Source organism: Bacillus sp. JZ109, from assembly GCF_053903135.1.
In genome coordinates, this window is sequence record NZ_CP096388.1 from 2259627 (window position 1) to 2281977 (window position 22351).

16 protein-coding genes and 1 pseudogene are annotated in these 22351 nt (G+C 44.0%); 5 read left to right on the top strand and 12 right to left on the bottom strand.

All coding sequences use genetic code 11. The features are described from left to right. Window positions 1–44 precede the first annotated feature (44 nt). Entirely contained in the window at window positions 45–581 is a 537-nt protein-coding gene (locus M1D94_RS11970) for a GNAT family N-acetyltransferase (protein WP_456270256.1), read from the bottom strand. A gap of 646 nt (window positions 582–1227) precedes the next feature. Here M1D94_RS11970 and M1D94_RS11975 point away from each other — a divergent pair. From M1D94_RS11975 to M1D94_RS11990, 4 genes are read left to right on the top strand one after another with little or no spacing between them, the layout of a single operon-like run. Next, entirely contained in the window at window positions 1228–2628 is a 1401-nt protein-coding gene (locus M1D94_RS11975; RefSeq protein WP_424935106.1) for a glycosyltransferase, read from the top strand. Continuing rightward, window positions 2625–3731, top strand: a complete 1107-nt coding sequence (locus M1D94_RS11980) for a tetratricopeptide repeat-containing glycosyltransferase family 2 protein (protein ID WP_282627612.1) — start codon at window positions 2625–2627, stop codon at window positions 3729–3731. Before M1D94_RS11975 ends, M1D94_RS11980 begins: the two co-directional genes overlap by 4 nt. Further along, the gene (locus M1D94_RS11985) at window positions 3718–4425 is read left to right on the top strand and encodes a class I SAM-dependent methyltransferase (RefSeq protein ID WP_282627613.1); all 708 of its coding nucleotides are present in this window, start codon (window positions 3718–3720) and stop codon (window positions 4423–4425) included. The genes M1D94_RS11980 and M1D94_RS11985 overlap by 14 nt, the downstream gene beginning before the upstream one ends. After that, window positions 4422–5096 (top strand): glycosyltransferase family protein, encoded by a 675-nt coding sequence (locus tag M1D94_RS11990; RefSeq protein ID WP_282627614.1) that lies wholly within the window; start codon window positions 4422–4424, stop codon window positions 5094–5096. Before M1D94_RS11985 ends, M1D94_RS11990 begins: the two co-directional genes overlap by 4 nt. Before the next feature lie 100 nt (window positions 5097–5196). Here the strand turns inward: M1D94_RS11990 and M1D94_RS11995 are convergent, their stop codons facing one another. From M1D94_RS11995 to spoVK, 9 genes and pseudogenes are all read right to left on the bottom strand, one after another. After that, entirely contained in the window at window positions 5197–11343 is a 6147-nt protein-coding gene (locus tag M1D94_RS11995; protein ID WP_456270257.1) for an NTTRR-F1 domain, read from the bottom strand. 664 nt (window positions 11344–12007) lie between these two features. Beyond that, a pseudogene (locus M1D94_RS12000) lies at window positions 12008–12313 on the bottom strand (T7SS effector LXG polymorphic toxin); the annotation flags it as partial. Window positions 12314–12596: 283 nt separating this feature from the next. Continuing rightward, window positions 12597–12824, bottom strand: coding sequence for a hypothetical protein (locus tag M1D94_RS12005; protein WP_411225925.1), 228 nt, complete (start codon window positions 12822–12824; stop codon window positions 12597–12599). Window positions 12825–13051: 227 nt separating this feature from the next. Next, complete coding sequence (locus tag M1D94_RS12010) at window positions 13052–13345, bottom strand: hypothetical protein (protein WP_032725750.1); 294 nt, start codon at window positions 13343–13345, stop codon at window positions 13052–13054. A 322-nt stretch (window positions 13346–13667) separates the two neighbouring features. Further along, on the bottom strand, window positions 13668–15002 hold the full coding sequence (glnA, locus tag M1D94_RS12015; protein ID WP_015252037.1) for a type I glutamate--ammonia ligase: 1335 nt from the start codon (window positions 15000–15002) through the stop codon (window positions 13668–13670). 58 nt (window positions 15003–15060) lie between these two features. Further along, a complete protein-coding gene (gene glnR, locus M1D94_RS12020) occupies window positions 15061–15468 on the bottom strand; it encodes a transcriptional repressor GlnR (protein ID WP_014476884.1) in 408 nt (135 codons plus the stop codon). A gap of 109 nt (window positions 15469–15577) precedes the next feature. Further along, entirely contained in the window at window positions 15578–16843 is a 1266-nt protein-coding gene (locus tag M1D94_RS12025) for a methionine gamma-lyase family protein (RefSeq protein ID WP_029317829.1), read from the bottom strand. Window positions 16844–16860: 17 nt separating this feature from the next. Further along, window positions 16861–18123 (bottom strand): GTPase HflX, encoded by a 1263-nt coding sequence (hflX, locus tag M1D94_RS12030; RefSeq protein ID WP_032725748.1) that lies wholly within the window; start codon window positions 18121–18123, stop codon window positions 16861–16863. Window positions 18124–18255: 132 nt separating this feature from the next. Continuing rightward, window positions 18256–19224, bottom strand: a complete 969-nt coding sequence (spoVK, locus tag M1D94_RS12035; RefSeq protein WP_003231746.1) for a stage V sporulation protein K — start codon at window positions 19222–19224, stop codon at window positions 18256–18258. Between the two features lie 626 nt (window positions 19225–19850). Between spoVK and cwlC the strand changes: the two genes are divergently transcribed. Next, the gene (gene cwlC, locus M1D94_RS12040) at window positions 19851–20618 is read left to right on the top strand and encodes a sporulation-specific N-acetylmuramoyl-L-alanine amidase (protein ID WP_017694914.1); all 768 of its coding nucleotides are present in this window, start codon (window positions 19851–19853) and stop codon (window positions 20616–20618) included. Between the two features lie 63 nt (window positions 20619–20681). On the opposite strand, the gene M1D94_RS12045 is transcribed toward cwlC, so the two are convergent. After that, the gene (locus M1D94_RS12045; RefSeq protein WP_046664231.1) at window positions 20682–21302 is read right to left on the bottom strand and encodes a hypothetical protein; all 621 of its coding nucleotides are present in this window, start codon (window positions 21300–21302) and stop codon (window positions 20682–20684) included. Window positions 21303–21351: 49 nt separating this feature from the next. Continuing rightward, window positions 21352–22341 (bottom strand): class 1b ribonucleoside-diphosphate reductase subunit beta, encoded by a 990-nt coding sequence (nrdF, locus tag M1D94_RS12050; protein ID WP_003231754.1) that lies wholly within the window; start codon window positions 22339–22341, stop codon window positions 21352–21354. Window positions 22342–22351 lie beyond the last annotated feature (10 nt).

Genomic DNA, 22351 nt, shown 5'->3' on the forward strand with positions numbered 1-22351 from the left:
CTATAAGCCCTACTATCACTATACGTTCTATAGCTGTTATGGTTTCAAATTCCTGCATTACCCCTCTTACAATTCCACTCTTCCTCTAAAATAGCGTAATAATATTCATCCCACCATTCATTGCCTTTTGGAATACATTTTTTAAAAAATCCTTCTCTTCTCATTCCAATCTTCTCCATAACTCGGTATGAGGGAATATTCTCAGGTTGACACGTAGCTATAATCCTATGTAAGTTCATTTCTTTAAATCCATATTCCAAAATAGCTTGTGCTGCCTCAGAAGCATACCCTTTATTTTGATAATTCGGATTAAACACCCACCCAATTTCATATGTATGTTCACCAAAATACTTATAAAAAACAATATGACCTATAAGAAAGTCTTCATCTCTTAGTATGACAGGGAATTTTTCAGCGTTATCACCTTTGTTTTTATTTACAAATGCCTTTGCATCTTCTTCACTAAAAACTCCTTCAGGTATATACTTCATTACATTACTATCAGATGTATACTCATATACAGCTTGCCAATCTTTGAATTCAAATTCACGTATCAATAACCTTTTTGTTGTTATGTGCATTAAAGTAACTCCCCTCATGCTTACTTGATCTTTATTTCGATATTAAGACAACAATAACCTCTTTAAAACTATCCTTATTCAACAATATTGCCTCTTGCTAGAACAACTCAAGGATTTCTGACTATGAAGAAGCAAAGGAATATGATTCTCCAAAATAATTCCCTTACCCTTCTCTTAATTTAACAGGAGGCTTTTTTGTTTTTTAATATAACATTAGTCTTCCATATTCATTTAAATATGATAAAATATTACATATTTAATATAGGAGGGCTTGTGTTGGAGCAAATGATCTCTTCTTCTAAAGTTTGTGGATTTGCGACGCATCTCAAATAGTCTCGATAGCAATTCTTTGTTAAATTCAAGTGCCTCATAGACTAGAAGATCTAAATATATAACTCCTAATTCACCATTTAATACAGAAAGAATTAAATATAACTTTCATACAAACTGGTTAAGGCAACTTATCATCCCTATTTCCCTGAATTCCCCAACCTTGTTGATCCCCTTAAGGGAAAACTAAATGTAAAACAAATTCATCGAGTTTTTCTTTAAAAAACCATTCACATTTTTACGTTTAAGCAGCATTCTCCTTTTTACAGGAAAGAATCATTCCGTCTGAACATTACGATATACATATAGTATCCGAATGATATGGCGAAGGGCGGAGGTTATAGTGAAAACGAGTATTATTGTTCTGACTTATAATCAATTAGCTTTAACAAAACAATGCTTGGAGAGCATATGGAAGCATACGAATAATGACTGTATAGAAGTAATTGTTATAGATAACGGCTCTCATGACGGTACACGTGACTACCTCAAACAGATAACTTCAATTAAGGCGATTTTTAATAAAACGAACGAAGGCTTCGCAAAAGCCTGTAATCAGGGTCTTGAAGTTGCCTCAGGGGACAATATTCTTTTTTTAAACAATGATACTGTTGTAACAAATCAATGGCTGGAGCCAATGATCAAGCTGCTTTATCAGGATGATAAAATCGGCATGGTCGGGCCTGTAAGCAATTATGTCAGCGGTCCGCAGCAAGTTCCCGTTAACTACACAAACGTTGAAGAAATTGAAGATTTTTCTCGTCTTTACTGTTTGCAGCAGCGAGGCAGATCAAAAGCTGTATTGAGGCTGGTCGGATTTTGCCTGCTTGTCAAAAAGAAGGTGTTGGATGAAGTCGGCGGTTTTGATGAACGTTTTGTAGGCGGTTCATTTGAGGATGATGATTTAAGCCTCCGCGTACTGCAAGCGGGGTATAAGCTAAAAATCGCTCTTGATTCGTTTGTCCACCATCACGGTCATGCCACGTTTACAGGCAATCCAGATTTAAGCATCAGTAAATTATACGAAGAAAACCGGCAACGCTTCATCGATAAATGGAAGGTGGATGTAACAACATTCTTTGACTCCCAGCCCCAGTTGACAGCACTTGTGCCAGCGGAAGCCGACTCTATCTTACATATCGGTTGCGGCACGGGAGCTGCGGGGACAGAGCTTTTGAACCGGCAATCCTGTTTATTGTATGGGATTGAAAAGGATGAGTTATTGCAGACCATTGCAAGCCCCTATTACGAACAAGTCATTTCGGCAGATGTGGAAACATGCGACCTCCCTTACCCTGAGTCCTTTTTCGATGTCATTTTGATCGGTGACCTTTTAAACTGCTCAAAAAATCCCAGACATACAATTGAGACTCTTGCCGTTTATCTAAAGCCTTCTGGGTCGCTGATTTGCAGCATCCCAAATACTGCCTATGCAGATACATTTTTCTCTTTATTATGTGGTGCATCGACGTACACACATTTCATCACACCTCACAACGTAAATACCCAATTTCCTGAATATCTTTATGACATAAAATCCATCACCTCCCATTCCTCCGATACTGAATCAAACATACAGCTCTTTTTACAAGAACTTCAATTCCTTGCCGGGCAATTTGGTTTGTCTTTGGATCACTTGTCAAAACATGCCCATATTGATTACATGTTTGTCCATGCCATAAAGAAAAAACAGAATAAAACGGAGGTGGCGATGTGATTTCAATCAGTTTATGCATGATTGTAAAAAATGAAGAGGCTGTTATTGGCCGATGCTTAGATTCTGTGCAGGAGATAGCTGATGAGATCAATATTGTGGATACCGGGTCAGTTGACAAGACGAAAGACATTGCTGCTCGCTATACAGACCGAATCTTTGATTTTAAATGGATTGACGATTTTGCGGCAGCCCGAAATTTTTCGTTTCAGCAGGCGACATCCGACTATATCTTATGGCTTGACGCCGACGACGTGTTTACCAAGAAAGATCAAGAGCTGTTATTGGATTTAAAAAGAACGCTTGACCCGGATATAGACGCGGTCTCAATGAAATACCATTTGGCTTTTGATGAAGAAAATAACGTCACATCCAGCTTAAGGAGATACCGGCTCATAAAACGGGAAAAGAGCTTTAAATGGATCGGCGCGGTTCATGAATACCTAGAAGTATATGGGAAACTTCACCACAGTGATGCAGCGGTTTCTCACCTGCCACTTAGCCATGACGCAGATCGCAACCTCCGAATTTATGAAAAAATGGTCTCGTCAGGAAAGGATTTTTCTTCAAGAGATTTATTTTACTATGCGAACGAGTTGTGTGATCACGGAAAAATGGAGCAAGCGATTGAGTACTATTTACGTTTTTTACAAACGAAGCAGGGATGGGTCGAGGATAATATCAGAGCGTGCAATAAATTAGCAGACTGCTACCATTCACTGGGGCTGAAGGAAAAAGAATTAAGCTGGGTGCTCCACACGCTCGTCTATGGACCGCCTAGAGCAGAAACCTGCTGCAGGCTGGGATACTCTTTTTTAGAAAAAAACGATTTTCAAAGTGCGGTCTATTGGTATGAAAAAGCAATAGAAAACAAAGGAGCAGAAAACCTGGCTTTTCAAAACCGCGCCTGCGCGACCTGGCTTCCCCACCTGCAATTAGCCGTCTGCTACGATAAACTCGGCCAGCATCAGCTTGCCTATCAGCATAATGAATCGGCATTACAATACCGCCCCCATGATTCAAGAATGCTAGCCAACAAAAAATATTTTGAAGATATTCTAAAGATGCAGAACGGCTCCGGGGGTGAACATCATGGAAATCAATAAAAATTCACTTGCTGATTCTATGAAAGAGTATGAGCTAAAAGATAAAGAGTATTACAAAGGCATCAACTGGCAGCTATTTGATCTGATAGAACCGCATGCGAAAACCATTCTTGAAGTCGGATGTGCTGAAGGCTTGTTTGGCGCAGCTGTGAAGAAAAAAACGAATTGCTCCTATTATGGGATCGAGTCTTATCCACCAGCTTCCGAAAAAGCAACACATTATATTGACGAAGTAATAACGGGAGACATTGAAACACTGAAGCTGCCTTTTCAAAAAAACACATTTGATCACATTATCTTCGGTGATGTTCTGGAGCACTTAATAGACCCGTGGGCAGTTTTAGGTAACATCAAGCCTTACGTAAAAGAAACAGGGAGTATCTTGGCAAGCATCCCGAATATCGGACATATCTCGATTTTCGAAAGTCTGCTGTCCGGCAAATGGACGTATATACAGGCAGGGCTGCTCGATAAAACACACCTCCGTTTTTTCACCTTGGAGGAAATGAAAAAGATGTTTCATGAAACAGGCTACAAGATCAGCCAAATCGAGCCTATTGTTTTTACGACTCATTATTATGAAAAAATGATCAGCAAACTTGCTTATGTCAGATCATGCATGGGAATTCACCATGCAGATCTTGAGGAGGAGACCAGAGCCTATCAATATGTCATAAAGGCAGAGAAAAGATGAATCAGCATACAAACGAAAATTCAATTAGCTTCATTACATGTGTGAATGACGATACCCTTTATGATCTCTGTCTAAAACATATTCAGTCTCTATCTGTACCGCCGCATATGAAGGTAAAATTAATCAATATCCGAGACGCAGACAGTATGGCGTCCGGCTACCAGGCGGCAATGGAGGACTCTGACTCAAAATATAAAGTGTATTTACATCAGGACACATTTATCATCAATCGTTCCTTTATTTATGATATTCTCCATGTCTTTCAGCACAATGATCAGCTTGGCATGATAGGCGTCATAGGAGGTGAAGAAGTGCCGCAAAGCGGGATTTGGTGGGAGGCTTCTAAAAAAGCCGGAAAAGTCATTGAATACCGCAGCACGTACAACTATTTATTGTTTGATGAAATTGATGAAACTGTAAAAGCAGTTCAAGCATTAGACGGTTTATTACTTGCGACTCAGTACGATGTTCCATGGCGAAAAGATATTTTTGACGGATGGCATTTATATGATACTTCTCAATGTTTTGAGTTCAGAAAAAAAGGATATATAGTGGGCATCCCTCATCAGAAAGAGCCTTGGGTCTTACATGCATGCGGCAACGAGTTTGATACAGACCAGTATTCTTATTACCTTAAAAAATTTTTGGAGGAATATTCCGAGACATGTTAAGGTTTCAATACCACGACAAAGAAACCTACTGTTTAAAAGTAGGTTTCTTGTTTCATATGCTTGAATTTTTTTAAAAAAGTGATTTTTTAATTCTCTATTATTAAGGGAACCTAATAGCATTTATATCTAGGTTTAGTGCGCTGCTGCCACTCACATTACTTACTGTAGTGAAGATTATCCTAATCTCGTAAGAAGTCGTGCCTGTGACCGTTGTAGCATCTACATACGTTGTAGCAATTGGAAATCTTGACGTAATTGCAGCGTTGACATTTCTTTGGACGGAGCGTGTATCTACTAATACTCCGTTTCTATAAATTCTGGTTTGAAAAGTAAAGTTTGAGTTAGCTGTCGTTGTAACATCTACAGAAATGGCAAGGTCTAATTTTATTAATTGTCCTGCGACTGTTGGCACACTTAAAGTACCAATCGACGTTTCAGTACCGTTAATAGCAAGCGGAATGGGGCCTGCTACCTCACTGTAAAACAGCTGTGGATTTGCCCCGGTTGAACCGGTAGGTCCTGTTACTCCCGTTGCTCCGGTTGCTCCTGTTGGTCCTGTTGCACCAGTTGCCCCTGTTACTCCTGTTACTCCTGTTACTCCTGTTGGACCGGTTGATCCTGTTGCTCCCGTTACTCCGGTTGCGCCTGTTGTTCCTGTTACTCCTGTTGGACCGGTTGCTCCTGTTGGTCCAGTTTCTCCTGTTGGTCCAGTTTCTCCTGTTGTTCCTGTGGCTCCCGTTGCGCCAGTTGATCCGGTTGGTCCTGTTTCTCCTGCTGCACCTGTTTCTCCGGTTGATCCTGTTGTTCCAGTGACTCCCGTTGCACCAGTTGGTCCTGTTGATCCAGTTGGACCGGTTACTCCGGTTACTCCGGTTACTCCCGTTGCTCCTGTTGCACCAGTTTCTCCCGTTGCACCTGTTTCTCCCGTTGCACCTGTTTCTCCCGTTGCACCTGTTTCTCCCGTTGCACCAGTTGCTCCTGTTGGTCCTGTTGATCCAGTTGCACCAGTTTCTCCTGTTTCTCCTGTTGCTCCTGTTGTTCCAGTCACTCCTGTTGGACCGGTTGGTCCTGTTTCTCCCGTTACTCCAGTTGCGCCAGTTGATCCGGTTGATCCCGTTTCTCCTGTTGCACCAGTTTCTCCTGTTTCTCCTGTTGCTCCCGTTGCGCCAGTTGATCCGGTTGATCCCGTTACTCCCGTTTCTCCTGTTGCACCTGTTGATCCCGTTACTCCTGTTGCACCTGTTACTCCTGTTGCACCTGTTTCACCTGTTGCTCCTGTTACTCCCGTTGGACCGGTTGGTCCTGTTTCTCCTGTTGCACCAGTTACTCCCGTTACTCCTGTTGCACCTGTTACACCTGTTGCTCCCGTTACTCCTGTTGGACCGGTTGCTCCTGTTGCACCAGTTTCTCCCGTTGCACCTGTTTCTCCCGTTGCACCTGTTTCTCCCGTTGCACCTGTTTCTCCCGTTGCACCAGTTTCTCCTGTTGGTCCTGTTGATCCAGTTGCACCTGTTTCTCCTGTTTCTCCTGTTGCTCCTGTTGTTCCAGTCACTCCTGTTGGACCGGTTGGTCCTGTTTCTCCCGTTACTCCAGTTGCGCCAGTTGATCCGGTTGATCCCGTTACTCCGGTTGCACCAGTTTCTCCTGTTTCTCCTGTTGCTCCCGTTGCGCCAGTTGATCCGGTTGATCCCGTTACTCCCGTTTCTCCTGTTGCACCTGTTACTCCTGTTGCACCTGTTGCTCCCGTTACTCCTGTTGCACCTGTTACTCCTGTTGCACCTGTTACTCCTGTTGCACCTGTTTCACCTGTTGCTCCTGTTACTCCCGTTGGACCGGTTGGTCCTGTTTCTCCTGTTGCACCAGTTACTCCCGTTACTCCTGTTGCACCTGTTTCACCTGTTGCTCCCGTTACTCCTGTTGGACCGGTTGCTCCTGTTGCACCTGTTTCTCCCGTTGCACCAGTTTCTCCCGTTGCACCTGTTTCTCCCGTTGCACCAGTTTCTCCCGTTGCACCTGTTTCTCCCGTTGCACCTGTTTCTCCCGTTGCACCTGTTTCTCCCGTTGCACCAGTTGCTCCTGTTGGTCCTGTTGATCCAGTTGCACCAGTTTCTCCTGTTTCTCCTGTTGCTCCTGTTGTTCCAGTCACTCCTGTTGGACCGGTTGGTCCTGTTTCTCCCGTTACTCCAGTTGCGCCAGTTGATCCGGTTGATCCCGTTACTCCGGTTGCACCAGTTTCTCCTGTTTCTCCTGTTGCTCCCGTTGCGCCAGTTGATCCGGTTGATCCCGTTACTCCCGTTTCTCCTGTTGCTCCCGTTGCGCCAGTTGATCCGGTTGATCCCGTTACTCCCGTTTCTCCTGTTGCACCTGTTACTCCTGTTGCACCTGTTACACCTGTTGCTCCCGTTACTCCTGTTGGACCGGTTGCTCCTGTTGCACCAGTTTCTCCCGTTGCACCTGTTTCTCCCGTTGCACCTGTTTCTCCCGTTGCACCAGTTGCTCCTGTTGGTCCTGTTGATCCAGTTGCACCAGTTTCTCCTGTTTCTCCTGTTGCTCCTGTTGTTCCAGTCACTCCTGTTGGACCGGTTGGTCCTGTTTCTCCCGTTACTCCAGTTGCGCCAGTTGATCCGGTTGATCCCGTTACTCCGGTTGCACCAGTTTCTCCTGTTTCTCCTGTTGCTCCTGTTGCACCTGTTGCTCCTGTTGTTCCAGTCACTCCTGTTGCACCTGTTGCTCCTGTTACTCCCGTTGGACCGGTTGGTCCTGTTTCTCCAGTTGCACCAGTTACTCCCGTTACTCCTGTTGGACCTGTTACACCTGTTGCTCCCGATGATCCTGTTACTCCCGTTGCGCCAGTTGATCCGGTTGATCCCGTTACTCCCGTTACTCCTGTTGCACCTGTTGCTCCCGTTACTCCTGTTTCTCCTGTGGCACCTGTTACTCCTGTTGCACCTGTTGCTCCTGTTGCACCTGTTGCTCCTGTTACTCCCGTTGGACCGGTTGGTCCTGTTTCTCCAGTTGCACCAGTTACTCCCGTTACTCCTGTTGGTCCTGTTGGACCTGTTACACCTGTTGCTCCCGATGATCCTGTTACTCCCGTTACTCCTGTTGGACCGGTTGCTCCTGTTGGACCTGTTTCTCCCGTTGCTCCAGTTGCACCGGTTGCTCCTGTTACTCCAGTTGCACCTGTTGCTCCTGTTTCTCCTGTTGGACCGGTTACTCCTGTTGCGCCAGTTGCTCCTGTTGCACCAGTTTCTCCTGTTTCTCCTGTTGATCCGGTTACTCCCGTTGCACCTGTTGCTCCGGTTGTGCCAGTTGCTCCGGTTGCTCCGGTTGCTCCAGTAGCTCCCGTTGATCCGGTTGCTCCTGTTGATCCGGTTGATCCTGTTGGACCTGTTGATCCTGTTTCTCCTGTTGGACCGGTTGGTCCTGTTGCTCCTGTTGCACCAGTAGCTCCTGTTACTCCTGTTTCTCCTGTTACTCCTGTTGCACCAGTTACTCCCGTTGATCCGGTTGCTCCTGTTGTTCCAGTTGGTCCTGTTGCTCCAGTTGCTCCGGTTGCTCCAGTTGCTCCGGTTGCTCCAGTTGCTCCGGTTGCTCCTGTTGGACCTGTTTCTCCCGTTACTCCTGTTACTCCGGTTGCACCTGTTTCTCCTGTTGCCCCTGTTACTCCAGTTGCACCTGTTGTTCCTGTTACTCCTGTTGGACCGGTTGGTCCTGTTGCACCTGTTTCTCCTGTTGCTCCGGTTGCTCCAGTTGCTCCGGTTGCTCCTGTTGGACCTGTTTCTCCCGTTACTCCTGTTACTCCGGTTGCACCTGTTTCTCCTGTTGCCCCTGTTACTCCAGTTGCACCTGTTGTTCCTGTTACTCCTGTTGGACCTGTTGTTCCTGTTACTCCTGTTGGACCGGTTGCTCCGGTTGGTCCAGTTTCTCCTGTTGGTCCTGTGGCTCCCGTTGCGCCAGTTGATCCGGTTGATCCCGTTACTCCCGTTGCTCCTGTTGCACCTGTTTCTCCTGTTGCTCCTGTTGGACCTGTTTCTCCCGTTACTCCTGTTACTCCGGTTGCTCCGGTTGCACCTGTTTCTCCTGTTGCTCCTGTTGGACCTGTTTCTCCCGTTACTCCTGTTACTCCGGTTGCTCCGGTTGCACCTGTTACTCCTGTTACTCCTGTTACTCCCGTTGCACCTGTTGCTCCGGTTGTGCCAGTTGATCCGGTTGATCCGGTTGCTCCTGTTTCTCCGGTTACTCCTGTCACTCCTGTAGCTCCGGTTGCACCAGTTACTCCCGTTGATCCGGTTGCACCTGTTTCTCCTGTGGCTCCTGTTTCTCCCGTTGCTCCTGTTTCTCCCGTTGCTCCTGTTTCTCCCGTTGGACCGGTTGGTCCTGTTTCTCCAGTTGCACCAGTTACACCCGTTACTCCTGTTGGACCTGTTACACCTGTTGCTCCCGATGATCCTGTTACTCCCGTTACTCCTGTTGGACCTGTTGATCCGGTTGCACCTGTTTCTCCTGTGGCTCCTGTTTCTCCCGTTGCTCCTGTTTCTCCGGTGACTCCCGTTACTCCTGTTGGACCGGTTGCTCCTGTTGCACCAGTTTCTCCCGTTGCACCAGTTTCTCCCGTTGCACCAGTTGATCCTGTTGGTCCTGTTGATCCAGTTGCACCTGTTTCTCCTGTTGGTCCAGTCACTCCTGTTGGACCGGTTGGTCCTGTTTCTCCCGTTACTCCAGTTGCGCCAGTTGCTCCGGTTGATCCCGTTACTCCGGTTGCACCTGTTTCTCCTGTTTCTCCTGTTACTCCAGTTGCACCTGTTTCTCCTGTTTCTCCTGTTACTCCAGTTGCACCTGTTTCTCCTGTTGCTCCGGTTGCACCAGTTTCTCCTGTTTCTCCTGTGGCTCCCGTTGCACCAGTTGCTCCCGTTGCTCCTGTTACTCCGGTTGCACCAGTTTCTCCTGTTGTTCCTGTTGCCCCTGTTACTCCAGTTGCACCTGTTACTCCTGTTACTCCAGTAGCTCCGGTTGATCCCGTTGCTCCTGTTACTCCTGTTACTCCAGTTGCGCCAGTTGATCCGGTTGATCCCGTTACTCCGGTTGCACCAGTTGCTCCTGTTACTCCAGTTGCACCGGTTGCTCCTGTTACTCCTGTTACTCCGGTTGCTCCTGTTGCTCCTGTTACTCCTGTTACTCCAGTTGCACCTGTTGCACCAGTTGCACCAGTTGCTCCTGTTACTCCGGTTGCTCCCGTTGCTCCCGTTGCTCCTGTTACTCCGGTTGCACCAGTTTCTCCTGTTGTTCCTGTTGCCCCTGTTACTCCAGTTGCACCTGTTGCTCCGGTTGATCCCGTTACTCCTGTTGCACCAGTTACTCCCGTTTCTCCCGTTGCACCAGCTTCTCCTGTTGCACCTGTTGCTCCTTTTACTCCAGTAGCTCCAGTTGCACCAGTTGCACCAGTTGCACCAGTTTCTCCTGTTGCTCCTGTTACTCCTGTTGGACCAGTTGGTCCTGTTGATCCAGTTGCACCTGTTGCTCCTGTTGGTCCAGTGACTCCCGTTGCACCCGTTGGTCCTGTTGATCCGGTTGCTCCGGTTGCACCCGTTGGTCCTGTTGGTCCAGTTTCTCCTGTTGCACCGGTTACTCCAGCAGCTCCAGTTTCCCCTGTTGGTCCTGTTGATCCGGTTGCTCCTGTCACTCCGGTTGATCCCGTTGCTCCGGTTGCACCTGTTACTCCGGTTGCTCCTGTATCTCCCGTTGCACCTGTTGATCCCGTTGCACCTGTTGGTCCAGTCGGTCCAATTCCCCCAGCAGACTCTATTAAAGAAACATCATCAATTAGAACAGACCCAAAAGTAGTTTTACTTATTACCACTACTGCGTTTACTGCTTCAGCGGGGGTTTCAATTGTTCTATATATTTCATTCCATGTATTAAATGAGACATTTGGCAAATTTCCGGAAGCAATGATAATTTCCTGTCCGCCTTTAATCTCTTCGCCTTCACTGTTAACAAATAAAATTTGTATAGTTACTTGGGGACTGGAATTGTTTCCAATTCTCCCAAGCGAAACGATGAATATCAGAGATTGTCCAGAAACGACAGGCACGATCTGCCCTAAAAAAGCATACGGCTGGTTACTGAAAAACTGTGCGGAATATCTTCCAGAATGGGCAAAAGTATTAATAACGGACGTATTTGCAGAAGCCCAGCCCGTCAGATTGCCTGTTTCAAAACCTCCATTTACAATCACATCATTCACTCAACTTCATTCCCTGCCTTTTTGAATAGTTCCAGCTATTATATGCAGGAAAAATGCCATCGGTCTTTCACTTCGCTAGCTGAAATAAAAAAAGATGAATGCCCTGAATCACTTTTTCTCCCAGACACTGTAAAGACCGGTACATGGAACCTGAAAAGAAGAAGCAGTAAATTAGCTTCTTAGACGGCCGAGAGAATGAAGTTTGGACTTGATTTAAAGACAGAAAAAGCTTTTCGGGAATTTGCAATGAGATTGAGGATTTTACATATCCTAGATTGAGAAGCACGCTAATGAAGAAGTTTTATCAGACTAAGAAAGAGCAACTCAAAGTCAAAAAAACGTTTTATAAAAGCTGCTGGCAAGGGTACCAACAGCTTAGATATCGTGGTTCTTTCCCCTATTAAACGGGGCATTAATGTATATCACCTACTACAAAACAACAATGACTATGCAGTGCAAAGGTTTTTCTCTCTGGATTATCAAATGGATATAATTTTAAGTATAGACATAGTTATCACTAAACCTGAAAACAAATACTTAAATATTCATTTGGATTTCTAAATCTATTGCAAGCGTTTTGGAGCCTGATAGCCTTTTAAAATATTTCAATTCCTTTGACCAATTCACTTTTTTATCCTCTAAGATATTTATTCAATGATGTTATCAGAATGTCTTTCATCGTTTTCTTTTGTTCAGACATAATGAATTTTGATTTTGTGTAATCGTTAGCCAGCTCATGTTTTAAAAATGACTCTTCTATGTAAGCATCTTCACATCTTTGCACTTACAAGTTTTGCAGAAATGATGCTTAAGAAAGCAATTTCCATGTCAATCCGATCGATACATTGATCTGTAATGCCGGCATGATCAAGATAAAATGCTTTAATGTTGTCTGCACCCTTCCCGGAAAACTCGCTGTCACCCAAGTCAGCTAATTCTTAAAAGCTTTTCTTAGCTTCATCAGTTGATTGAAAGCTCTTTGCGGCTTTCTTTTTTATTTCTCGAATTGTTTGTCATTGAGCAAAAATATTAGCGTCTCTTCAATTTCTTTTCTAAATCATTATTATTTAAATCGTATAATGTTCCACAACCCGTCCCTTTATATCCACAGTAGTAATACCACAAATCCGTTGTGAAACAGTCTAATTCTTCATCACAGACTATTGCAGGTTGATAGTAATTAATTGCTATTTGTGAACGGTATTCTTTTTCAAAACATCTCTCAGCTGTAAAATCATTTAGCACATCTCCATCTATGTCTCTACAAAGTTTGATGCTGAGATTTGGTTTATCCTGAGCTTCAAAACACCTGCATACTTATTCTGCAGCTTTTTCGATACTACTTCCCCCAGGCTCTCCAACTCAAATATCACTTGCTTTAATTCTTGATTTATATCCTTTTCTGGAATCTGTATATAACCCTCATCGAGTGGACTTTGATTTTTCTGTTTCTTGAGTAATTGACTAAAAGCTTTCCACACAGTATTGTCCTCCTATGATAGCTTCTTTAGACGTGCAACTATTGAAATGGACATTTGGTGATAGCTTCACGGAATGCCTCAGCAAATGTTTCAATTCCGGTATTCTAGAAACATGGCGTTCGATAATCATGCCCACGATTGCCCCAACTGCGTGGACCAGTTGCAACATTCTGCGATTCATTACCGGCCTTGTCAAAGGGATGCTAAATAAAAAAAGAACCTTTATTTTACCATTGGCTTACTTTTGAAAATTTATAAATTATTATTATATTGAACAGTGTTGGTATGATGTATATAAGACCAGTTCCAAGTAGACCTATTATTGAACTAATAATTAATAATATGCTGAAGACTATTTTATTATTTGTCTGGATTGAAGCAAGCATGGTTATAATTCCCGCCAAAGCACCTAAAAACCATAAATTCCCCAAAGTGTAAGAGTCATCTATAACCGCAAACAGTTGAGCCAGTACAGAAAAAACTGCTCCTAATCCTCCGGAGAAGATAGTCAATTTTTTCATAGAAATCTCCTTTTTGAAAAAATTGATTTAGATTTTAACACAATTATGTATTTATTTGGTTATAGTGTCAATGTTAAGCATCTACTTCACTCATCTAGTGCTGGTAGAAGTATTGAACAAAGAAACTACCACAGAAATTGTCGAATTATTTATGCGTATTGCTTTCCTTAAGCATAAAATTATTTTCCTACTTAAAAATTTAGTACATTGTCTTATTAGTGACATAAATAAAAGCGACCTGCTTTTAGCAGTGCCGCTCTATAATTTATTACCTATTAACATAAAAATCCCTTGACAACAATAGTGTCAAGGGATTGAAAGATTAATACTGAGACATATACTGTTCGCGTTCCCAAGGATGTACTTGCGTGCGGAACATATCCCATTCGATTTCTTTTGCTTCGATGAAGTGTTCGAATAGGTGCTCGCCCAGCGCTTTGACCATGACTTCGTTTGATTTGAATTCTTCTAGCGCTTCCGCAAGTGTTGCTGGAAGGTCAACGATTCCGTTTTCCATGCGCTCTTCTTTGCTCATCACATAGATGTTGCGGTCGATTGGAGCCGGCGCTTCCAGTTTGTTTTTGATTCCGTCTAATCCTGCAGCAAGCAATACGCTAAGTGCAAGGTATGGGTTTGCAGCTGGGTCTACGCTGCGTACTTCAACACGTGTGCTGATGCCGCGAGAAGCCGGGATACGGATAAGCGGGCTTCTGTTTTGCGCGCTCCATGCTACATAGCAAGGTGCTTCATAGCCAGGAACAAGACGTTTGTAAGAGTTTACTGTCGGGTTTGTTACTGCTGTAAAGCTTGTTGCGTGCTTCACGATACCTGCGATGAAGTGTTTCGCTGTTTCACTTAACTGAAGATCTGCGCTTTCATCAAAGAATGCGTTAACACCATTTTTGAAGAGTGATAGATTGCAGTGCATACCTGAACCGTTCACACCGAACAATGGTTTTGGCATAAATGTCGCATGCAGGCCGTGTTTGCGGGCAATTGTTTTGACAACTAGTTTAAATGTTTGGATGTCATCACAAGAGCGGACTGCTCCAGCATATTTAAAGTCGATTTCGTGCTGACCAGGTGCTACTTCGTGGTGAGACGCTTCGATTTCAAAGCCCATCTCTTCAAGCTCAAGTACGATATCGCGGCGGCAGTTTTCTCCTAAATCAGTTGGAGCTAAGTCGAAATATCCGCCTTTGTCGTTTAGTTCAAGCGTCGGCTCGCCTTTTTCGTCCAATTTGAATAAGAAGAATTCAGGCTCAGGTCCAAGGTTAAAATCACTGAAGCCGAGGTCTTCCATTTCTTTCAGAATCCGTTTTAAGTTGTTTCGCGGGTCACCTTCGAAAGGTGTGCCATCCGGATTGTAAATATCACAGATGAAACGTGCTACTTTACCTTTTTCAGCTGTCCATGGGAAGATAACAAATGTATTTAGATCTGGATACAGGTACATGTCTGACTCTTCGATACGAACGAATCCCTCAATAGAAGAACCGTCAAACATGACTTTATTATCAAGCGCTTTTCCAAGCTGGCTTACAGGAATCTCAACATTCTTGATTGTTCCAAGAATGTCAGTAAATTGAAGGCGGATATACTTCACGTTTTCTTCTTTTACTAATTTTTCGATATCTTCTCTAGTGTACTTTGCCATTTGGTAAAATTCCTCCTCTTAAAAGGTAAATGTATATAGCAAAACAGTTGCTAACGGATTAATGAAAGAAGCGGGACATGTCGCCTTGACGGAATGTATTCCCTCTTTGAAAACGGCCGGCTTGCATGAGCTCGTTTTTCAGGAGCTGTCTCAGTTCGTCATCGGACAGATCATGTTTCATTGGTTTTTTCGTCTTCTCGCTTTGTTTTTGTTCTGGCTCGGCTTCGGCTTTCGCCAGAATCTGTTTAATTCCTGCCATGTTTACACCTTGTTCTATCAGGTGCTTGATTTCTAACAGTTTATCTACATCATGAAATGAAAATAATCGTCTATTCCCTTCACTTCTGGCTGGAAATATCAGTCCATTTTCCTCATAATATCGAATTTGTCTTGCTGATAACTCAGTTAACTGCATGACAATTCCTATTGGAAATAAAGGCATTGAGCGGCGAATATTATCACTCATCTCAATTTCCTCCTTTTCTTAACTTAGTTTCATTATAGGTGATGTTATATTTTGTGTCAATACGATGTAAGGATTCTTAACATCGAATTCAGAGAAATTTTTAAAAAATTTAAATTAATTGCTTTTCCATCAATGAATCCACTGCACTGCATATGGCATTCTTCACATGCGAATAGGTTAATCCTCCCTGAACATACGCTACATACGGCGGGCGGATAGGGCCATCAGCTGATAATTCGATGCTTGCTCCTTGAATAAACGTGCCTGCTGCCATAATGACATCATCTTCGTATCCCGGCATGTAGGCTGGATAAGGCGTCACATGAGCATTGATTGGCGATGCAAATTGAATAGCCTGGCAAAAAGCAATCATCTTTTCTCTGTCAGAAAACTCAACGGATTGTATCAAATCCGTTCTTTTCGCATCCCATTTCGGGTTTGAAGTGAAGCCCAGTTTTTCAAGGAATCTCGCTGTAAACACCGCTCCCTTTAAACTTTGAGACACAACGTGAGGCGCCAAAAAGAAGCCTTGGTACATTTCTTGGAGCGAGTAAAGAGATGCCCCCGCTTCTCTGCCGATGCCTGGTGACGTCATACGGTATGAGCAAGCTTCAATCCATTTCGCTTTTCCGACGAGGTAGCCGCCTGTTTTCGCAAGGCCGCCGCCGGGATTTTTAATGAGAGATCCCGCCATCAGATCGGCTCCGACATGGCAAGGCTCAAGCTCTTCCACAAATTCTCCGTAACAGTTATCCACAAAGACGATCAGGTTTTCATTGATTTCTTTTACAAAACGTATCATTTCTTTTATTTCACTAATTAAGAAAGAAGGGCGATTCGCATATCCTTTTGAGCGCTGAATGCCGATTACTTTGGTTTTCGGATTGATCGCAGCGGCGACTGCATCATAGTCTATCTTTCCATCTTTCGTCAGATCAACCGCATTATAGCCGATTTGAAAATCCTTTAGCGATCCAGCGTTTTCTCCACCCCTGACGCCCACAATTTCCTCTAGCGTATCATACGGCTTGCCCGTGATATAAAGGAGCTCGTCCCCCGGTCTGAGGACACCGAACAAAGCAATTGAGATGGCATGTGTGCCTGAAATGATTTGCGGCCTTACAAGCCCCGCTTCTCCGCCAAACACATCCGCATATATGCTTTCAAGCGTGTCTCTTCCGATATCATCATAGCCGTATCCAGTAGACGGCGTGAAATGAGTGTCGCTTACTTTGTGTTTTCTATAGCTTTGAAGCACTCTCCACTCATTTCGCTCGCTGATTTCTTCTATTTGTTTATGAATGCCGGCAATGTCCGCTTCCACTTCCATTGCCGTTTTCTTCAATAATTCTCCGTGTGTTAATGTGTCAAACATGTCTTTATATTTCCTTCCTACATATACTTCTTTAATTCACCGATGATACTTTGCTCTTCTTGGACATAGCCGGATATGTCATACTGTTCATTTTCTTCATTAAAATAGAAGCGGTCTACCATCGTTTCCGATTTGATTCTGGAAAGGAGCTTCCCTTCACTTGCCGGCACATGTGCTTCAAAAGACGTTAACAGTTCTTGGCGCAAATAGCGCTGAATCGCTTCTTTAAAGATTTCAGCGTCGTCCTCAAATTTCGCACTGACCATAATGTGATCCCTTCCGGCGGACGGTATAAAATCAGGCAGTTTTTGATCACGTTTATTGTAAGCCGTCAGCATCGGGATATCATCTGCTTCAAGCTCCTCAAGCAGCCGAAGCACTGTTTTTTCATGTCCCGCATAATCCTCATTTGAAGAATCAATTAAATGCAGAATTAAATCCGCTTCTTTTACTTCCTCAAGCGTTGAGCGGAATGCAGCAATCAATGTCGTCGGAAGATCCTGAATAAATCCTACTGTATCTGATAGAAGAACACTGTAGCCGCTTGGCAGGACCATTTTTCTGGTCATCGGATCGAGCGTGGCAAACAGGAGGTCTTCTTCATAGCTGTCAGCACTCGTCAGGCGGTTGAACCATGTTGATTTCCCTGCGTTTGTATAGCCGACAAGCGCAATTTGAAGCACACCGTTTTTCTTTCTTCTTTCACGGTATCGGCTTCTATGGCGAATGACAGTGGAAAGCTGTGTGTTGATTTCATGAATGCGATTTCTGATATGGCGGCGGTCGGTTTCCAGTTTCGTTTCCCCGGGACCTCTTGCCCCAATTCCACCGCCTTGCCGGGAAAGGTTGATCCCTTGTCCCGTCAGACGCGGCAGTGCATATTGCAGCTGAGCCAGCTCAATTTGAAGTTTGCCTTCTCTCGTTCTCGCCCGCTTTGCAAAAATATCTAATATCAATTGCGTGCGGTCAATCATCTTCACTTCAATTGCTGTTGCCAATGACTTCAGCTGACTTGGCGACAGTTCATCATTAAAGATGAGGAGATCAGCTTCAAGCTCTTCCACCAGTGCCTTCAGCTCTTCTACCTTCCCTTTTCCTATATATGTAGCGGCGTCAGCCCTGTTCCGTTTTTGTGTGACGCTGGTCAGTACTTTTCCGTCTGCTGTTTTCGTCAGAGATGCTAGCTCTTCCATAGAATTTTCAAAATGCTCATCCGTGATATGCGGCAGCTGACATCCGACTAAAATGGCTTTCTCCTGAATCGTTTCTTGTTCGTTCAAATGGATGTTCCTTTCTTTTGCATATTGGGCAGTAGTATTATCATACCAAACCCTGCATGTGTATACCACAAATCGATTGCTTTGAAAAGCGGAAATACGAGCAAAAAACAGACCTCTCAAAAACTGAGAGGTCTATGCAGATCCAGATGCTTCTTCTTTAATGGAAAGATCTTGGCTTTTGATGGTCATCAAGTCGCTTTTTAAGTATTGGTCTCCCATTAAAAGCCTCATGGCTTGTGCTCTGATCGATTTTTCGATCACATTTCTGACAAAACGTCCATTGCTGAATTTAATGGGACTTGTCGTGCTTTTCACTGTCATTAAGTAATCTTTCAATTTCCATTCAGCTTCTTGACTGAGCTGGTATTCCCTTTCATCGATCATTCGTTTCGCAATCTCCATGAGCTGTGTCACAGAGTAATCCGGAAAATCAATGGAGATGGGAAATCTTGATTGGAGACCGGGATTTAACGAGAGAAAATGATCCATTTCCCGTGAATATCCGGCGAGTATCAAAATAAACTCATGCTGTTTGTCTTCCATATGCTTGACAAGTGTGTCGATCGCTTCTTTCCCAAAGTCCTTTTCGCCGCCTCTTGCCAGCGAGTAGGCTTCGTCTATAAACAAAATGCCACCTAATGACTTTTTGATTAAGTCTCTCGTCTTTTGGGCGGTGTGTCCGATATACTCCCCGACCAGGTCAGCCCGCTCCGCTTCTATTAAGTGGCCTTTTGACAGGACATTCATTTCAAAGAACAGCTTGCCGATGAGCCGTGCAACCGTCGTTTTTCCCGTTCCCGGATTTCCTTTAAACATCATGTGCAGCGCTTGCTTTCCAACCTTCAAGCCTTGCTCCGCGCGTTTTTGGTTCACAAAAATCCAGGCGTATATTTCCTTGATGTTGCGTTTCATTTCCTCCATCCCAACTAATGCGCTCATCTCTTTTTCGATTTCCTTCAAAATGCCGTGCTTTGCTTCGTTTTTTTGCAATGCAGCCTGATATTCCGCCTCTGCCTCAGCATTCGTCAGCACCTGCTTTTGCCCGTTCAGAATAATGTTGATCTGTCCGTTGTTTTTATAAGTCACAGCGCGCTCCAACATCTTCACCTCTCTGTTCTCTCTATATGATATTCAAGCGGATGCCGATTGTGACAAACGCCTATCATGTGTCGAAACAATTGCTTTTTTCGGGAACAATAAGGAATCCTGCGCTTTCCCGAGAAATACTTTATTTCTTATTGTATTCACGGACATGGGGTGGACAAACCATGAGATTTTGTTTTTAATCATTTTGTCAAAGTATTATAGTGAGCTTCTTTCTCATTATTTTCTCCATTCGCCAATCCTTTTTTCATGTAACGGGCTGTTTTTTGTAAGAAGCGTATTACCCGCCCTAAGATACCTGAAGTGTTTTTCTTTTTTTCGATTTATAAAGTGGTGTCTTTAATGAAAGGAGCTTTTCTCATCAATTAACGTTTCAAATGCTTATGAACGCAAAGCTTAAACAGGAATCAGTGCAGGTTAACCGAACCCATAGTACATACAAACATATGGCATATGCACATATTTCATTTCGGACCGTATCTGTTGTCGCTTCATGTTGAATTGTGCGCTTTCCCGAGAAATAATTCCCGGTGTGGAAGGGTTATTTCCTCATTTTTCAGTTGAATGATAATCGTACAAGCAGAAGCCGTGTTTTTTCATATCCTGTAATGAGGTGATGAAAAATGGTTAAAATTTTTATTGATCCTGGCCATGGCGGGTCTGATCCAGGCGCAACAGGTAATGGCCTTCAGGAGAAAACGTTAACCCTGCAAATCGCTTTAGCCTTACGTACGATATTAACTAATGAATATGAAGGCGTTTCTTTGCTGCTGAGCCGGACAAGCGACCAATATGTCAGCTTAAACGACCGGACAAATGCCGCAAATAACTGGGGAGCAGATTTCTTTTTGTCCATTCACGTTAATTCCGGGGGAGGCACAGGTTTTGAAAGCTATATTTATCCAGGTGTAGGAGCCCCGACGACGACTTATCAATCGGCAATTCACTCTGAAGTGATACAAGCTGTCGACTTTGCCGATCGCGGCAAAAAAACGGCGAACTTCCACGTCCTAAGGGAGTCGGCAATGCCTGCCCTCTTGACCGAGAACGGCTTCATTGATACCGTTGCCGATGCAAATAAGCTGAAAACGAGCAGTTTTATTCAAAGCTTAGCGAGAGGACATGCAAACGGGCTGGAGCAAGCCTTTAACCTTAAAAAGACTTCCAGCTCAGGGTTATATAAGGTTCAAATCGGCGCATTTAAAGTCAAAGCGAATGCCGACTCGCTCGCAAGTAAAGCCGAAGCCAAAGGTTTTGACTCGATTGTCCTTTTAAAGGACGGATTATACAAAGTGCAGATTGGCGCATTTTCATCCAAAGACAATGCAGACACCCTCGCTGCCAGAGCGAAAAATGCCGGCTTTGACGCTATTGTGATCCTAGAATCATAGCCGAGACGGGGACGAGCGTCTCATAAAAAAACCCGGCTCCTCATCGCGAGAAACCGGGTTTTTTTATTCAAGAATATCAACAACAAACTGTGACCATGTTTCCAGACGGTTGTAGATGTCTTCCTGTTTTAATTCAGAAACTTTCATCCATTTACCCGCAATTTGTTCTTTCTCCTTCACTTCCACTTGTGCCCCAGGCTTTAATTGAAGCGCAGAAAGAATACCAATATGCACTTTGCCAACACTGTTTTCATCATCATTGATCAATCCCAGTGTGACAATCGCCTGTTTATCTTCTTCATTTATTTGCAGTTCTTCCTCAAGCTCACGGTCTGTGTTCAGCTTTAAGACTTCAGCAAATGAAGCTGCCCCTTCGATGGCGTTCATATGGCCGCCAAAGCCGAGAGAAAGCTTGTTGTGCAGACGCGATTCACCGCCGCCAGCCAGCCGCTCGTAAAGAAAAACTTCATCTTCACGCTTAATGACGACATAAGGTATCGGCTGCTTGAAACGCGTATCTTCTTCTGCGTCCCCTCTTCTCATTTCACGATAGGCCGCTTCAATCTGAGCCATGATTTCTGCTACTCTGCTATCTTCACTGTATACGCCCTGGAAGGTTAAGCTTTCTTTCTTAAACACATCATCGCGCGGGGCAACTAAAATCATTTCGTCCATTTTTCCCATGGGTACTGCGTCCTCCTCATTTGAACCTTCAAGCCGAAAAGAGCAGATATTATATCTGCTCTTTTTCATCTTCAAAATAAAAGTCATCATCTTTGAGCGGCTCAACTGTCGCTTTTTTATAGCCATTCCCCTTCATAGAGAAGAAGTCATGCGATTTTGTTTTTGTGTTTAATCCGTTTAATACGATCGGATTAATATCTTCCTCTTCGAAGTATGGATCAAATCCAAGATTCATCAGCGCTTTATTCGCATTATAGCGGATGAATTTCTTTACATCGTGTGAGAGTCCGACTTGATCGTACAAATCCTCTGTATATTCAAGCTCATTTTCATATAACTGATTCAGAAGGTCAATCGCAAATTCACGAAGCTCTGCTTTTTTCTCTTCTGTCTGTTTATTATAAATTTCCTGAGCAAGGAGACCGACATACACGCCGTGAATCGCTTCGTCACGAAGGATCAGGTTAATGATCTCACCGCTTTGCATCAGTTTTCCTTGTCCGTAGAAATATAACGGATAATAGAAACCGCTGTAGAAAAGGAAGCTTTCCAGATAGACGGAAGCAACCATCGCTTTGAACAGTGAAATTTCATCATCTTTTTGAATGGCTTTGTAAAGCCCGACAATCATTTGCGCTTTTTTCTGCAAATATTTATTTTGTTTAACCCATTCAAATACTTCATTGATCGTTTCAGTCGGTGCAAGGGTCATGAAAATATTAGAGTACGACTTCGCATGGACAGCGTTCTCCATCATCGCCATAAAGTTCAGCACCGCTTTCCGCTGGTGGCCATCTACGTGTTCAGCCACGATCGGCATCCCCGTATTCCCCTGCTCTGTATCAAGAAGCGTAAGTCCGGCCAGTACCTTCATATAAGTATCCTGCTCATTTTTTCCGAGGTACTTCCATGTGAGAAGATCGCCGTTTAAAGCAATCTCTTCCGGAAGCCAGAACTGTTTCACGTTTTGGTTATAGAACATTTGGGTAAAATCGTCTTCATGCTTTGACCAGTTTGCTGCGTCATAAATTTTTGTCACTATAAACTCT